The organism is Kitasatospora sp. NPDC096147 (assembly GCF_044763225.1).
Lineage (GTDB): Bacteria > Actinomycetota > Actinomycetes > Streptomycetales > Streptomycetaceae > Kitasatospora.
This window is the reverse complement of the sequence record NZ_JBIWFX010000006.1, coordinates 152296-165987: the sequence shown is the minus strand read 5'-3', so window position 1 is coordinate 165987 and position 13692 is coordinate 152296. Positions and strand designations below refer to the sequence as shown.

Here is a 13692-nt window from a genome sequence, read left to right as displayed (position 1 = left end):
GGGCCCGCACCCGGAGCGGGCACAATGGCGTAGTGACACGCCCTCCCGATGGGCGTCGGAGCTGGGAGGCCCTGGGGTGAGCGATCTTCCGCGCAAGGCAGTGACCCGGACGGCGCGGCTGGCCGCCCTGCCGCTGGGGATAGCGGGCCGGGCCACCCTGGGCCTGGGGCGGCGGATCGGCGGCCGACCGGCCGAGGAGGTCACCGCCGAGCTCCAACAGGCCACCGCCGACCAGCTGTTCAAGGTGCTCGGGGAGCTCAAGGGCGGGGCGATGAAGTTCGGGCAGGTGCTGTCCGTCTTCGAGGCCGCGCTGCCCGAGGAGGTGGCCGGCCCCTACCGGGCCGCCCTGACGAAGCTTCAGGACGCCGCTCCCCCGATGCCGGCCGCCAAGGTGCACGCCGCGCTGGCCGAGCGGCTCGGCAAGGACTGGCGCAAGAGCTTCCGCAGCTTCGACGACCGCCCGGCCGCCGCCGCCTCGATCGGCCAGGTGCACCGCGCGGTCTGGAAGGACGGCCGGCAGGTGGCCGTCAAGATCCAGTACCCGGGCGCGGGCGAGGCGCTGCTCTCCGACCTGTCCCAGCTCAGCCGGGTCGCCTGGCTGATCGGCCCGCTGATCCCCGGGCTGGACATCAAGCCGCTGATCACCGAGCTGCGCGAGCGGGTGGCCGAGGAGCTGGACTACGCGCTGGAGGCAGAGGCCCAGCGCCGGCACGCCGAGGAGTTCGCCGACGACCCGGACATCACCGTGCCCCGGGTGGTCGCCCAGGCCGATCAGGTGCTGGTCAGCGAGTGGCTGGACGGCACCCCGCTCTCCGAGGTGATCAGCGGCGGCACCCAGCAGGAGCGGGACCGGGCCGGCAAGCTGATCGCCCGCTTCCTGTTCGCCGGCCCGTCCCGGACCGGTCTGCTGCACGCCGACCCGCACCCGGGGAACTTCCGGTTGATCAAGGACGACGGCCCGGTCGAGGGCTGGCGGCTCGGGGTGCTGGACTTCGGCACGGTGGACCGGCTGCCCGGCGGCCTGCCCCGGCCGATCGGGGACTCGCTCCGGATGGCGCTGGCCGGGGACGCCGACGGGGTGCTGGACATGCTCCGGGAGGAGGGCTTCGTCAAGCCCTCGATCGAGCTGGACCCGGCGGCGGTGCTGGACTACCTGCTGCCGATCATCGAGCCCGCCTCGGTGGAGGTCTTCCACTTCACCCGGGCCTGGATGCGGGCCCAGGCGGCCCGGATCGCCGACCCGCGCTCGCCCGCCTACAACCTGGGCAAGCAGCTCAACCTGCCGCCCGCCTACCTGCTGATCCACCGGGTCACCCTGTCCACCATCGGGGTGCTCTGCCAGCTCGGCGCCCAGGCCCCGTTCCGGGCCGAGATGCTGGAGTGGCTGCCCGGCTTCGCCCACCCGGTCACGGAGCCCGCCGAGGGCTGATCCGCCGTCAGGACGCGCCGATGGCCGCCCTCCTCGGGGAGGGCGGCCATCGGCGTTCGGGGAAAGGCACTGCGGGCACTGCTGGTCCAACGGGCACTGCAGGTGCTACGGGTGCCGGAGGTACGACCGGCGGCACCGGCCTGTCACTCCGTCAGGTCTCACATCACCGCGAGGGCGATCGCCTTGCGGGCGCGGAGCGAGGCACGCTCGGCCTTCCGCATCAGTCGGGCGGCGCGGGCGACGCGCTCGCCCACCCGTTGGTGTTCGGCCTCGTGCAGTCGTTCCTGCATATGGGCACGGGCCAGGGTTTCTTGCATGAGTTGCATCTCGCGGGTCCTGTTCTGGATCAGAAGTTCTTTGGCCTGGTCGGCGCGGGCGGTCTGGTCGGCTGCGGGGGTCATGTGGTGGTCCTGCTCGTGGAACGTGCTCGGAAACGGACGGGGATCGGCGGCTGCGTCGGCCTTGGCAGTGGCGACGCGGACCGAGTGGCGCAGTGTGGTGGTGCCCAGCGGGGGCTGCTCTCCCCGACGGGCGGTCACTGCGGAGGACGCGGGGTTCACGCCATGACCTCGGTCTTGCGCGGACGGCCCCGGGGCCGCTTGCGGGCGACCACGACACCCTGGACGAAGAGCTCGCCGCCCCAGACGCCCCACGGCTCACGCCGCTCGAGCGCACCGGTCAGGCAGGCCTCCTTGACCGGGCAGGTGCCGCAGAGCGACTTGGCGTACTCGACGTCGGCCGGCGTCTCGGCGAAGAAGACCTCGGGGTCGAAGGCCCGGCACGGGATCGGGCGGCCGTTGACCTCGGCCTGGTCGAGCGCGGTGAGCTGCATGAGAGAAACCTCCGGGGGGTCGGCCTGGTCGGCCTTGGTGATGTCTGTCGGTACGGACGGGAGTGGCGGCGTGATGACCGTGGACACTGGTGTCTTCCTCGTCTTTGCTTGTGGTTCCGGCCAGCTGACTGGTGGGGCTGGACCGGAGGACCCGAAGGTCCAGGCTGGGTCTGACGTACCGGACAAAACAGAAGGGCCGCGAATCCCGGTGTGACGGGTTCCGCGGCCCTGGAGGCGTCTACCTGAGGCTACTCAGGCTCGATCTCTCCAGGGTTCGGGGCCGCGGAAGGCCCACATCCGGACGGCTTCGGCGCCCGCGAGGGCGGCCTCGGCCTTGATCTGCTTCTCGTCCTGCTTCTGCTGCGCTCCGGCATCTACGGCCGCCACATAGACGCCGTGCTCGGCGTCGACCTGGATTGCCTTAGATGCCTGGAGCGGTCGCTCGCTGCGCAGTCCACGACCGCCACCGAACGTCGTCCAGCCGAGGGACAGACCCGTCTCGATGGAGGTGCCGCGGGTGCCGTTGCCGCCCAGGCCATTAATGCCCGAGCCACTGACAGCGCCGGAGACACCGGTGCCATGGAGACCCAGACCGAAGGGAGCGGTGACGACCTGCGAGGTGACGCACGAGGGCACGGCGATGACGGTCTGGCCAGTCAGGTTGGTGTTCATCTTGGTTTCCACTGTCTTCGCCTCCTCTCGGCGTCTCGCGCGGCCCGGTTCCCCAGGCCCCGATGTTCGGATGTTTGGACGGTCGTGCAGGTACTGCGGTGCTGCTGGCAGGCGTGCGGAAGGGAGCCTTCCGAGGCCTTGCGATCTCGTTCCCTTGACCGCTCCGGCAGGCTATTGCGCCCCGTGTACGGCGCGCAAACTATTTTTCCGGCGAGTTTCGCGGAGTGACCCGGGCGGCTCCCGGGAGCGGCTTCACGCCTGCTCCTCGGACTCCCCCCGAAGCCCCTCAGCGGTGGCCTCGGACTGCTCCGTGGGCTCCTCGCCGGCACACAACAACAGCACGTCGGCCCCGTACTTGTCCAGCTTCATGGCTCCAACGCCCGAGATCAGGGCCAGTTCGCGCTCGCTCGCGGGCACCGCCTCGGCGATCGCCATCAGGGTCGCGTCGGTGAACACCACGTAGGCCGGGGCACCCTGCTGCTTCGCCTGCACCGAGCGCCACTCGCGCAGGCGTTCGTAGAGCGCCTCGTCCATGTCCGAGGGGCAGCCCTCGCAGCGGCGCAGCTTGCGCTCCACCGCGTCGGTCAGCGTGCGGTCGCAGACCCGGCACTTGACCGGGCCGCGGGCCTTCCGGCCGCCGGAGCGCTCGGCGCCCTGCTCGACGCCGCCCCGGCCGCCCCGGGAGGTCGGGCCGGAGTACGAGGAGCCCGGGCGCAGGCCGTCCAGGAAGCGGGTGGGCTTGCGGCTGGCCCGCCCGCCCGGGGAGCGGGAGAGCGCCCAGGAGAGCGAGAGGTGCACCCGGGCCCGGGTGACGCCGACGTAGAGCAGCCGGCGCTCCTCCTCGACCTGCTCGTCGGTCTTGGCGTAGATGATCGGCAGGGTGCCCTCGGTCAGGCCGACCAGGAAGACCGCGTCCCACTCCAGGCCCTTGGCGGCGTGCAGCGAGGCCAGCGTGACGCCCTCCACGGCGGGGGCGTGCTGGGCGGCGGCCCGGGCGTCCAGCTCGGCCACGTAGGCCGCCAGGTCGGCGGGCTGACCCGCCGTCAGCCGGGCCGCCTCGAACTCCTCGGCCAGCCGCACCAGCGCGGCCAGCGACTCCCAGCGCTCGCGCACCGTGCCGGAGCCGGCCGGCGGCTCGGGGGTGAAGCCCCGGGTGGCCAGCACCGCGCGGACCTGCCCGGCCAGCGCCGGGCTGTCCGCCGTCAGCGGGTCCTCGGAGGCCCGGGCCGCGCCGCGCACCAGGGTCACCGCGTCCCGCACCTCGGGGCGCTCGAAGAACCGCTCCGCGCCCTTCAGCTGGTACGAGATGCCGAGGTCGGCGAGCGCCTGCTCGTAGACCTCGGACTGGCCGTTGGTGCGGAACAGCACGGCGATCTCGCTGGCCCGCACGCCCCTGCCCATCAGGGTGCGGACCTCGCGGGCGGTGGCCTCCGCCTCGGTCGGCTCGTCGGCGTACTCGACGTAGACCGGGGCCGGGCCGGCCTCGCGCTGGGAGACCAGCTCCAGCCGGTGCTGGGCGGCCTGGCCGCGCGCCTTGGCGAGCAGCCCGTTCGCCAGGTGGACCACCTGGGGGGTGGAGCGGTAGTCCCGGACCAGCTTGACCACGGTGGCCTCGGGGTGCCGGTGGCGGAAGTTCAGCAGGTGGTCGGGGGTGGCGCCGGTGAAGGAGTAGATCGTCTGGCTGGCGTCGCCGACCACGCAGAGGCTGGCGCCGCCGGTGCTCCACTGCTCCAGCAGGCGCTGCTGGAGCGGCGAGACGTCCTGGTACTCGTCCACCGTGAGGTGCCGGTACTGGGCCCGGACCCGCTCGGCGATCTCCGGGCGGTCCTCCAGGATGGCCGCGGTGAGCAGCAGCACGTCCTCGAAGTCCATCGCGCCCCGGTCGCGCTTGGTCTGCTCGTAGGTGGCGTAGACCCGGGCGATCTCGGCCGGGTCGCGCGGGGCCTCCCGGCCGCTCTTGAGCACGGCGGCCGGGTAGTCGTCCGGCACGATCTGGGTGACCTTGGCCCACTCGATCTCGCTGGTCAGGTCGCGCAGCTCGGTGCGCTGCACCCGCAGGCCGGAGCGGCCGGCCGCCTCGGCGACCAGCTGGACCTTGCGCTCCAGCAGCCGGGGCACCTCGCCGCCGACCGCCCGGGGCCAGAAGTACTGGAGCTGGCGCAGCGCGGCGGAGTGGAAGGTGCGGGCCTGCACGCCGTCGGCGCCGAGCTGGCGCAGCCGGCCGCGCATCTCGCCGGCCGCCCGGGCGGTGAAGGTCACCGCGAGCACCTGCTGCGGCTGGTAGACGCCGCTGCGCACGCCGTAGGCGATCCGGTGGGTGATCGCCCTGGTCTTGCCGGTGCCGGCGCCCGCCAGCACGCAGACCGGGCCCTGGAGGGCCGTGGCGACGGCCCGCTGCTCCGGGTCGAGCCCGGCCAGCACCGCGTCGGCGCCCTGGGCGCCGTAGTGTGCGCCGTCACCTGACGGAGTGCCGTACCGGTCGCCGTGGCCGTCGGGGAGGCCCAAGAGCTGTTCCTGCATGCCGTCCATCCTCGCAGGGCGGTAGGACGTTCCGGTCCGGCTCGTCCACAGGGGGTGGGTCGCCGGACGATAATCGGTCCGCCGACCGGCGCGCGTGGTAGGTCACACGCCGGGGCCGCGCGGAATTCCCGGCCGCGTCCCGGGCGTTGTCGGCACTGACCGTACGCCCCTCACGAAGGAGTCCACCGCATGTCCGGCAGCGTCACGATGTACAGCACGACCTGGTGCGGATACTGCAACCGGCTGAAGAGCCAGATGGACCGCGAGGGCATCGGCTACGACGTGATCAACATCGAGGAGGACCCGGCCTCGGCGTCCTTCGTCGAGTCCGTGAACAACGGCAACCAGGTGGTCCCGACCGTCATCGTCAAGCCGGCCGGCGGCGGCGAGCAGGTCGTGATGACCAACCCGAGCCTGCGTCAGGTCCAGGCCGCGCTGGCCGGCTGACGGCCCGTCAGGCCGCGCTACCGGTGGTCCCGGCCCGCCCGGGCCGGGACCACCGCCGCGTCCGGCCGCTCCGGGGGTGCCCCGTCGAGCGGCCCGGCGGGCCCCGGGACCGGCCGCACCAGCGGCCGGGCGGCCAGCTCGCCGAGGCCGTAGACCAGCCGGCAGCGGTCGGCCGAGTACCGCGTCTCGACCACCCGGACCGGCCCCCGGGCGTCGTAGCTGACCCGGGTCTGCACCAGCAGCGGGGCCCCGGGGCCGCCCTGGAACCACGCCGCCTCCTCGGGGCCGGGCATCCGGGAGACCAGGTGGTCCACCGCCCCGACCTCGGTCCGGCCGAGCGCCTCCAGCACCGACTCGTCCCCGCCGGGCACCTGGTCCGGCTCCATCAGCGGGGTGCCGGCCGCCAGCCCGGCCCGGTAGTGGCTCTCCTCGATCGAGTACGGCTCGCGGTCCAGCAGCCGCAGCTGGCGGCGCACCACCACCGCCTCGCCCGGCCGCAGGCCGAGCCGCTCGGCGATGTCCGTCCGGGCCCGGACGATGAGCATCTCGAAGTCCACCGTGAGCTGCCGCCCGACCGCCCGGGCCTCGGCCTCGTAGACCCCGGTGGGCGCGGTCAGGCAGTGCCCGGCGGGGCGGCCGGGCGGCGGGCCGGGGTGCAGGTCGGGCCCGTACACCCGGTGGTCCAGCACCGGGTGGTCCTTGAGGTAGGTGCCCTTGCCCTGCAGCCGGACCAGCCGGCCCTCGTTGACCAGGACGTCGACCGCCAGCCGGACGGTGTTCCGGGCGACGCCGTACTGCTGCTCCAGCTCGGTCTCGACCGGCAGCGGTGCGTCTCCGCGCCACTCGCCGGCCGCGATCCGGCGGCGCAGGTCGGCGGCCAGTCGCTGGTACTTCGGTGATTGGGAACTGCCCCGCGAGATTGTCACGCGAGTGAATGTAGCGATCCGGCTTGCGCCATTTCAGCGAAACCGGCCAATATTGCCCGGGATCGGGGATCTCGGTTTCCGTCCCGATCAGGTCGTTCGCAGTCGCCCTGCGGCACTGGCCGTTCCGGCCGGGTCCGCATTCCAGCCACGTACAACCGGGGGCGGAGCCATGCCCGTGACCAGTACCGCGCAGCACTTCGAGGCGCGGCCGACCACTCTTCGACCCACCGGCCCGTCCGGTGCCCGACCGCGCCCGGGGCGGGCCCTGGAGGCGGCCGACCGGGGCGCCTGGCACGCCACCGCCAGCTTCCCGCCGCGCCCGCGCAACGTGGCCCGGGCCAGGCAGCTGACCAGGACCGTGCTGACCGCCTGGGGAGCCGCCGAACTCGTCGACAGCGCCGAACTGTTGATGTCCGAACTGGTCACCAACGCGCTGCGCTACGGCCGGGGCTCGGTCTCGGTCTCGCTGACCCTGGCCGGCGGTTCGCTGCAGCTCTCGGTGGCCGACTACGGCCGGGCGCTGCCCGAGCCCCGGGAGGCCGGGGAGGAGGAGACCGGCGGCCGCGGCCTGGCCATCGTCGGGGCGCTCTGCACCGACTGGTCGGTGACCACCCGGCTGACCGGAAAGACCGTCAGCTGCCGACTGGAAATCGACCGGAGGATCGACTGACCGAGGGATTTCGAATCCGCTCGAAAAAGCCGAAGAAAAGCACAAGGGGCGTACGGTTTTCCACCGCACGCCCCTTATTCGCTCCGATCGGCGACCGGCGCCGCCGCTACCAGCGGGCGGCGCTCGGCAGCGGCTCCCCGTACCAGAGTTCGACCAGGTGACGGGCGATCGAAATCCCGGACGGCGGCAGGATCTCCCCCGCGGCCATCCCGGCCCTCAGCTCCTCCCGGGAGAACCAGCGGGCCTCCGCCAGCTCCTCCCCGTCCACCGTGATCGCGGTGCCCGCCGGGTCGGCCCTGCCCAGGAAGCCCAGCATCAGGCTGGACGGGAACGGCCACGGCTGGCTGGCCACGTACTCCACCTCGGCGACCCGGACCCCGGCCTCCTCGTAGACCTCGCGGGCCACCGCCTGCTCGATCGACTCGCCCGGCTCGACGAACCCGGCCAGCGTGGACCACCGGCCCTCCGGCCAGAGCGCCTGACGGCCCAGCAGGCAGCGGTCCTCCGGGTCGGTGATCATCATGATCACCGCCGGGTCGGTGCGCGGGTAGTGCTCGGCCGCGCAGGAGGTGCAGCGGCGCACGTGCCCGGCCCCGGCCTTCTCGGTCCGGTGCCCGCAGCGCGAGCAGAAGCTGTGCAGCCGGTGCCAGTGCTCCAGCGCGACGGCGTGCACCAGCAGCCCGGAGTCCCGGTCGGAGAGCTGGGCGCCGACCTCGCGCAGGCCGGCCGGGCGGGCGTCGCCGTCCAGCCGGCCGGGCAGCGTCTCGTTCACCAGCGCGAAGTACGAGGTGCCGTCCTCGTCGGTGCCCAGGAAGTACCGGTCACCCGTCTCCGGCGCCTCGAAGGAGGGCAGCAGCACCAGCTCGGTGCCGTGCTCGGTGTCCACCACGAACGCCTCGCCGCTGGCGATCGGCAGCACCTTGGTGCTCGGGTGGCTCCAGGCGGCGGCCAGCCAGGGCTCGTCGAACCGGTGCTCGGCGGCCCGGTCGACCCCCGCCCGGGCCAGCGCCAGCTGCTTGGTGTCAGGCACGGTGCTCAACGCGGTCCATCCCCATCGGTCGGAAGACTGTCGAAAAGGTTCATGCCCGGGGCCAGCTCTCGGCCAACTCGCCCCACAGGTAGGCGGCGGTCTCGACGCCCTTGGCCAGCAGCGGCAGCTCGACCTTCTCGTCGACCGAGTGCCAGCCGTCCGAGGGCACCGAGATGCCGAGGAAGACCACCGGCGCGCCCAGCACGTCCTGCAGGTCGGCGGCCGGGCCGGAGCCGCCCTCGCGGGTGTACAGCACCTCCTGCTCGAAGGCCCGGGACATCGCCCGCACGGTGGCCTGCAGCGCGGGGTGGTCCAGCGGGGTCAGGCAGGGCCGGGTGACGCCCGGGAAGACCAGCTCGTACCGGATGCCGGCCGGCACCTTGGCCGCCACCCACTCCCGGACGGCCTGCCGGACCGCCTCCACGTCCTGCCCGGCGACCAGCCGGAAGGAGAGCTTGAGGTGCGCGTCGGCCGGCACGATGGTCTTGCCGCCGGGGCCGGTGTAGCCGCCCCAGATGCCGTTCACCTCGGCGGTCGGCCGGGCCCAGACCCGCTCCAGCACCGAGTAGCCGGCCTCGCCCCGGGTGTCGTACGACTTGGCGGTCTTCAGCCACTGGTCCCGGTCGAAGGGCAGCGCGGCGAACAGCTCGCGCTCACGCTCCGTCAGCTCCACCACGCCGTCGTAGAAGCCGGGGATCGCCACCCGGCGGTCCTCGTCGTGCAGGCCGGCCGCCAGCTCGGCGGCCACCCCGGCCGGATTGGGCACCGCACCGCCGAAGGAGCCCGAGTGGATGTCGGTGTCCGGGCCGTAGAGGTCGATCTGGGCGTCGGCCAGGCCGCGCATGCCGGTGCAGACGGTCGGCGTGGTCTCGTTCCACATGCCGGTGTCGGAGACCACCACCAGGTCGGTGGCCAGCCGCCCGGCCTCGCGCCGGACCAGCGCCTCGAAGTGCGGCGAGCCGGACTCCTCCTCGCCCTCGATCAGCAGCTTGAGGTTGACCGCCGGGGCGGTGCGCCCGGTGGCGGCCAGGTGGGCGCGCAGGCCCAGGGTGTGGAAGAAGACCTGGCCCTTGTCGTCGGCCGCGCCCCGGGCGTACAGCCGCTCCCCCACCACGGCGGGCTCGAACGGGTCGGTCGCCCAGCCGTCCTCCTTCGCGGCCGGCTGCACGTCGTGGTGGCCGTAGACCAGCACGGTCGGCGCCGCGTCGTCCCCGGACGGCCACTCGGCGAAGACCGCCGGCAGCCCCTCCGTCTCCCAGACCTCGACCACCGGGAAACCCGTCTCGCGCAGCTTCGCCGCCAGCCACTCGGCGGAGCGGCGGACGTCCCCGGCCCGGGCCGGGTCGGCCGAGACCGAGGGGATGCGGAGCCAGTCGGCCAGGTCGGAGAGGAACTCCGCCCGGTGGAGGTCGATGTAGGAGCGGACGACGCTGTCCGGGGTTTTCGTCATACGGACGACTTTAGTTCGCCGGTGCCGCCGGGTGTGCCGCCGGTCCACCGGGCGGGCCCGTAACCTGCGTCACCCCGTGGGGCCCACGGGCCCCACGGGGTGACGATGACGGTCCGTCAGGCGGAGCGCCGCAGCATCCCCAGCCGGGAGCGGGTGAAGAGCATCGCCAGCCCCACCGCCACCACCGGCAGCACCACCACGGTCAGCCCCAGCTCGGCCCACGGGAAGACGATCACCGCCTCCCGGGCCGACTCGCCCGGGTACACCGGCATCGCCTCGATCTTCCGCAGCGCCACCGCGGGCACCACCCCGCAGATCGCACCGAGCACCGCCCCCATCGCGGCGATCGCCCCGCACTGGAAGCCGGACAGCCGCCGCCGGATGCCGCCGGTCGCACCGACCGCCGCCAGGGTGGCCAGGTCCCGCTGCGAGTCGGCCGCCGCCAGCCCGGTGGCGATGCCCGCCGCACCCAGCGCGACCAGCCCGGCGAAGCCGGTCAGGGCCAACACCTCCAGCCCGACCTCGCCCCGGTAGCCGCGCTCCACCGTGAAGTTGGAGTCCCCGGTCTTGGCCAGCGCGGCCACCGCCTTCTGCTCCTGCCCGCTGCTCGGCACCGTCGGCGGCTGCCAGACCGTACCGGCCAGGGAGGTCACCAGGCCGAGCCGCTTCGCGGTCTCCGGGCTGGCGAACGAGCCGGCGTTCTTCACCGCGGGGGCGAACAGCGCGGCGTCCACCGCGATCTCGTGGCTCTCCGACCGGACGGCCGCGAGCGTGCCGTCGGCCGCCTGCGCCAGCCCGGACGGGGTCCGCGCCGCCTCCGGCTCCGGCTCGGTCAGCACCAGGGCCGCCTTGCCGTCCTTGAGGTAGGCCGCGTCGAACACGATCACCTTGCCCGCCGCCAGCGCCGCCGCGGCGGCCGGGTCGCGGACACCGGTCAGGTTCGCCAGCGCGGTGGCGTCACCGACCAGCAGCTGGCCGCCGATCGCGTTCACGTACAGGCCGACCGGGTCCTTGCAGCGCGCGTCCCGCCGCAGCGCGTCGGTCTCCTGCTCGCCGAGCTGCCGGGCCGAGGGGTCGTCGGCCGGGCAGCGCAGGTCCTTCGGCAGGGCCAGCTCCAGCCGCCCGCTGCCCTGCTGGTACAGCTCCCCCTTGTAGCCGGCCTGGAAGACCTCGCCGCGCGGGCCGAGCTCCGGCAGGGTCTGCTCCAGCACGCCCTGCTGGAGCGCGTACACCGCCTTGTCCCGGCTCTCCCCGTAGCCGGTGCTCAGCAGCACCGCACCGCTGGGCAGCACGGCCGAGTAGTCCCGCCGGTGCTCGGCGTCCGAGCTCGCGGTGTAGATGCCGACCGCGACCGAGCCGGCCACCGCCGCCATCACCGCCGCCACCGCCGGAGCGGTCCGGCCCCGGTGGCGGACCGAGTCGCGCAGCGCCAGCCGGGGGCTGAGCGGCAGCCAGCGGCCCAGCTTCCCGAACTGGCCGACCAGCATCGGGGTACAGGCCACCATGCCGAGCTCGGCGATGATCGACCCGCCGAGCACCGCCAGGGTGCGGTCCACCAGCTGGGCGCCGAGCAGCGCGAGCGCCGCACCGCCGGCCACCATCAGCAGGCCGAGCACGGCCAGCCGACGGTTCGGCGGCTTCACCGAGCCCCGGCCGGTGAGGGCCTCCACCACGTCCTGCCGGGAGGCCTGCACGGCCGGCACCACGGCCGCCAGCAGCCCGGTGACCAGGCCGACCACGACGATGCCGAGCAGGTCCAGCGGCATCAGGTCGAAGCTGCCGAACCGGCGCCCGGCCAGATCCTCCAGCCACGGCCGGGTGGCCGCCACCAGCAGCACCGCCAGCACCAGGCCGACCACCGCACCGGCCAGGCCGAGCACCACGCCGCCGCCCAGCACCACCGCGCGGACGTGCTTGCGGTCCCCGCCGCCGGCCGCCAGCAGCCCGAGCTGGCGCCGCGAACGGCGCGCCCCGACCGCGAACGCCGGGCCGGCCAGCAGCACGATCTCCAGCAGCGCCATGCCGACCACGGTCGCCAGCACCGCCAGCGCGGTGGCGTCGATCATCGGGGCGCCGGTGCCCTGCCGCTGGTAGAACGGCACCTCGGAGCGGGGCGGCGGGTCCAGCAGCACGGCCTTCGAGGTCACCGCGAAGCCGTACTTGTTCAGCTCCAGCACCTTCGGCCAGGCCAGCTCCGTCCCGGCCGGCATCCGGACCATCCACTTGCCGCCGCCGAACGGGCCGGTGTCCGGCCTGGCGATCGGCGGCGCCGACCCGGGCCGGAGCACCAGCTGGGTGAACGTCAGCTCGCCCGGGTACTCGACCTCGGCGGTGATGGTGAACGGGCGGCCCTCCAGACCCTTGAGCGTGGTGGTGTCACCGATCCTCAGACCGGACAGCTTCAGGAACTCCCGGCTGGCGGCCAGCTCGTTCGCCGCCACCGGAGCCCGCCCACCGGTCAGCACCGTGTGCCCGGTCCAGACCGGGTCGGTCAGGTCCGCCTCCAGGACGGAGGTCCTCAGCATCCCCTCCTTGGTGGAGGCAGCGACCGATTCGCCCGACCCCAGCGGGGTCAGCCGGGAGCCCGCCGGCAGCAGGGCCGCGAGCAGCCCGGCCGGCTCGGTGTCCAGGCTCCGCTGCTGCTCCGCCGTGGGCTTCTCGCCCTCCCTCGGCATGTCCGCAGCGGCACCCTCGTTGGGGTTCGGCGGCTGGACCACCGTCATGCCCCGCCCGTACGCGGAGACCACCGCGTCGGCTTCGCCCATCAGCCGGACGATCTTCTGCTCCGGCTCCAGCTGGGCACTGCGGAAAACCACGTCCGCCCCGGTCACCCCGAGCACCGGCAGCGCGATCATCGCGATCACCAGCGCACTGCGCCCCTTGGCCCGGAGCGCGTCCCTCCGGGCGATCCGCAGGGCCACCCGCCACGACGTCAGGCTCACTCCGCCACCGGGCCGTTCAGGCTGTTGGTGGCCGCCGAGACCAGCAGGCTGGCCGCGTCCCGGCTGACGCTCTCGTCCACCACCCGGCCGTCCCGGATGAAGACCACCCGGTCCGCCCAGGCCGCGTGCCGGGCCTCGTGGGTCACCAGCATGGCCGCCGCGCCCGCGTCGCAGCGGGCCCGCAGCACCGCCAGCACCGCCTCCCCGGTGGTGGAGTCCAGCGCCCCGGTGGGCTCGTCCGCCAGCACCAGCCGGCGCTCGCCGATCAGCGCCCGGGCGATCGCCACCCGCTGCTGCTGACCGCCCGACATGTCGTCCGGGAAGCGGTCGGCCAGCTCCTCGATGCCCAGCTCGACCAGGGCCGCCTGCGCCTCCTTGCGGGCCGCCCGGGTGGACACCCCGTCCAGCTCGCGGGGCAGCGCGATGTTCTCGGCCGCGGTCAGCGCGGGGATCAGGTTGTAGTCCTGGAACACGTAGCCGATCGCCCGGCGGCGCAGCTGCGCCTGCTGACGCCGGCTCAGCTCGCCGAGCACCGCGCCCTCGACCAGCACCCGGCCGGAGGTCGGGCTGTCCAGCCCGCCGGCCAGCGTGAGCAGGGTGGACTTGCCGGAGCCGGACGGCCCCATCACGGCGACCAGCTCGCCCGGGTGGACCTTCAGGTCGACCCCGCGCAGCGCGTGCACCTCGGCGGCGCCCTGGCCGTGGACCCGGGTGACGTTCTCCAGGTGCAGCACCGGAGCGGTACCGGACCGGTGGTTCTCGGTGGTCATCACT

General features: G+C 73.8%; 12 protein-coding genes. 3 read left to right on the top strand and 9 right to left on the bottom strand.

The window, feature by feature from the left end:
- Nucleotides 1–76: 76 nt before the first annotated feature.
- A complete protein-coding gene (locus ACIRBX_RS21015) occupies nucleotides 77–1429 on the top strand; it encodes an ABC1 kinase family protein (protein ID WP_402298566.1) in 1353 nt (450 codons plus the stop codon).
- 158 nt (nucleotides 1430–1587) lie between these two features.
- On the opposite strand, the gene ACIRBX_RS21010 is transcribed toward ACIRBX_RS21015, so the two are convergent.
- The 4 genes from ACIRBX_RS21010 to ACIRBX_RS20995 all read right to left on the bottom strand — a co-directional run bounded on the left by ACIRBX_RS21010 (nucleotide 1588) and on the right by ACIRBX_RS20995 (nucleotide 5354).
- On the bottom strand, nucleotides 1588–1830 hold the full coding sequence (locus ACIRBX_RS21010; RefSeq protein WP_402298794.1) for a hypothetical protein: 243 nt from the start codon (nucleotides 1828–1830) through the stop codon (nucleotides 1588–1590).
- A gap of 155 nt (nucleotides 1831–1985) precedes the next feature.
- On the bottom strand, nucleotides 1986–2348 hold the full coding sequence (locus ACIRBX_RS21005) for a WhiB family transcriptional regulator (protein ID WP_402298565.1): 363 nt from the start codon (nucleotides 2346–2348) through the stop codon (nucleotides 1986–1988).
- A gap of 165 nt (nucleotides 2349–2513) precedes the next feature.
- Complete coding sequence (locus ACIRBX_RS21000; protein WP_402298564.1) at nucleotides 2514–2933, bottom strand: hypothetical protein; 420 nt, start codon at nucleotides 2931–2933, stop codon at nucleotides 2514–2516.
- A 252-nt stretch (nucleotides 2934–3185) separates the two neighbouring features.
- Nucleotides 3186–5354 (bottom strand): ATP-dependent DNA helicase UvrD2, encoded by a 2169-nt coding sequence (locus ACIRBX_RS20995; RefSeq protein WP_402298793.1) that lies wholly within the window; start codon nucleotides 5352–5354, stop codon nucleotides 3186–3188.
- 288 nt (nucleotides 5355–5642) lie between these two features.
- Between ACIRBX_RS20995 and ACIRBX_RS20990 the strand changes: the two genes are divergently transcribed.
- Nucleotides 5643–5900, top strand: coding sequence for a mycoredoxin (locus ACIRBX_RS20990; protein WP_402298563.1), 258 nt, complete (start codon nucleotides 5643–5645; stop codon nucleotides 5898–5900).
- 17 nt (nucleotides 5901–5917) lie between these two features.
- Here the strand turns inward: ACIRBX_RS20990 and ACIRBX_RS20985 are convergent, their stop codons facing one another.
- The gene (locus ACIRBX_RS20985) at nucleotides 5918–6826 is read right to left on the bottom strand and encodes a GntR family transcriptional regulator (protein WP_402298562.1); all 909 of its coding nucleotides are present in this window, start codon (nucleotides 6824–6826) and stop codon (nucleotides 5918–5920) included.
- Between the two features lie 175 nt (nucleotides 6827–7001).
- On the opposite strand from ACIRBX_RS20985, the gene ACIRBX_RS20980 reads away from it, so the two are divergent.
- Nucleotides 7002–7496, top strand: a complete 495-nt coding sequence (locus ACIRBX_RS20980) for an ATP-binding protein (protein ID WP_402298561.1) — start codon at nucleotides 7002–7004, stop codon at nucleotides 7494–7496.
- A gap of 106 nt (nucleotides 7497–7602) precedes the next feature.
- On the opposite strand, the gene nudC is transcribed toward ACIRBX_RS20980, so the two are convergent.
- From nudC to ACIRBX_RS20960, 4 genes are all read right to left on the bottom strand, one after another.
- Nucleotides 7603–8535, bottom strand: a complete 933-nt coding sequence (gene nudC / locus ACIRBX_RS20975) for an NAD(+) diphosphatase (protein WP_402298560.1) — start codon at nucleotides 8533–8535, stop codon at nucleotides 7603–7605.
- Between the two features lie 40 nt (nucleotides 8536–8575).
- Complete coding sequence (locus ACIRBX_RS20970) at nucleotides 8576–9976, bottom strand: dipeptidase (protein WP_402298559.1); 1401 nt, start codon at nucleotides 9974–9976, stop codon at nucleotides 8576–8578.
- Nucleotides 9977–10092: 116 nt separating this feature from the next.
- A complete protein-coding gene (locus ACIRBX_RS20965; protein ID WP_402298558.1) occupies nucleotides 10093–12918 on the bottom strand; it encodes an FtsX-like permease family protein in 2826 nt (941 codons plus the stop codon).
- Entirely contained in the window at nucleotides 12915–13688 is a 774-nt protein-coding gene (locus tag ACIRBX_RS20960) for an ABC transporter ATP-binding protein (RefSeq protein ID WP_402298557.1), read from the bottom strand. Before ACIRBX_RS20960 ends, ACIRBX_RS20965 begins: the two co-directional genes overlap by 4 nt.
- Nucleotides 13689–13692: the final 4 nt, after the last annotated feature.

Bases quoted from the DNA above. Each gene is read 5' to 3' on its own strand.
- ACIRBX_RS20970 (WP_402298559.1), bottom strand. From the start codon at position 9,976: ATGACGAAAACCCCGGACAGCGTCGTCCGCTCCTACATCGACCTCCAC.
- ACIRBX_RS21010 (WP_402298794.1), bottom strand. From the start codon at position 1,830: ATGACCCCCGCAGCCGACCAGACCGCCCGCGCCGACCAGGCCAAAGAA.
- ACIRBX_RS20960 (WP_402298557.1), bottom strand. From the start codon at position 13,688: ATGACCACCGAGAACCACCGGTCCGGTACCGCTCCGGTGCTGCACCTG.
- ACIRBX_RS20990 (WP_402298563.1), top strand. From the start codon at position 5,643: ATGTCCGGCAGCGTCACGATGTACAGCACGACCTGGTGCGGATACTGC.
- ACIRBX_RS21000 (WP_402298564.1), bottom strand. From the start codon at position 2,933: ATGAACACCAACCTGACTGGCCAGACCGTCATCGCCGTGCCCTCGTGC.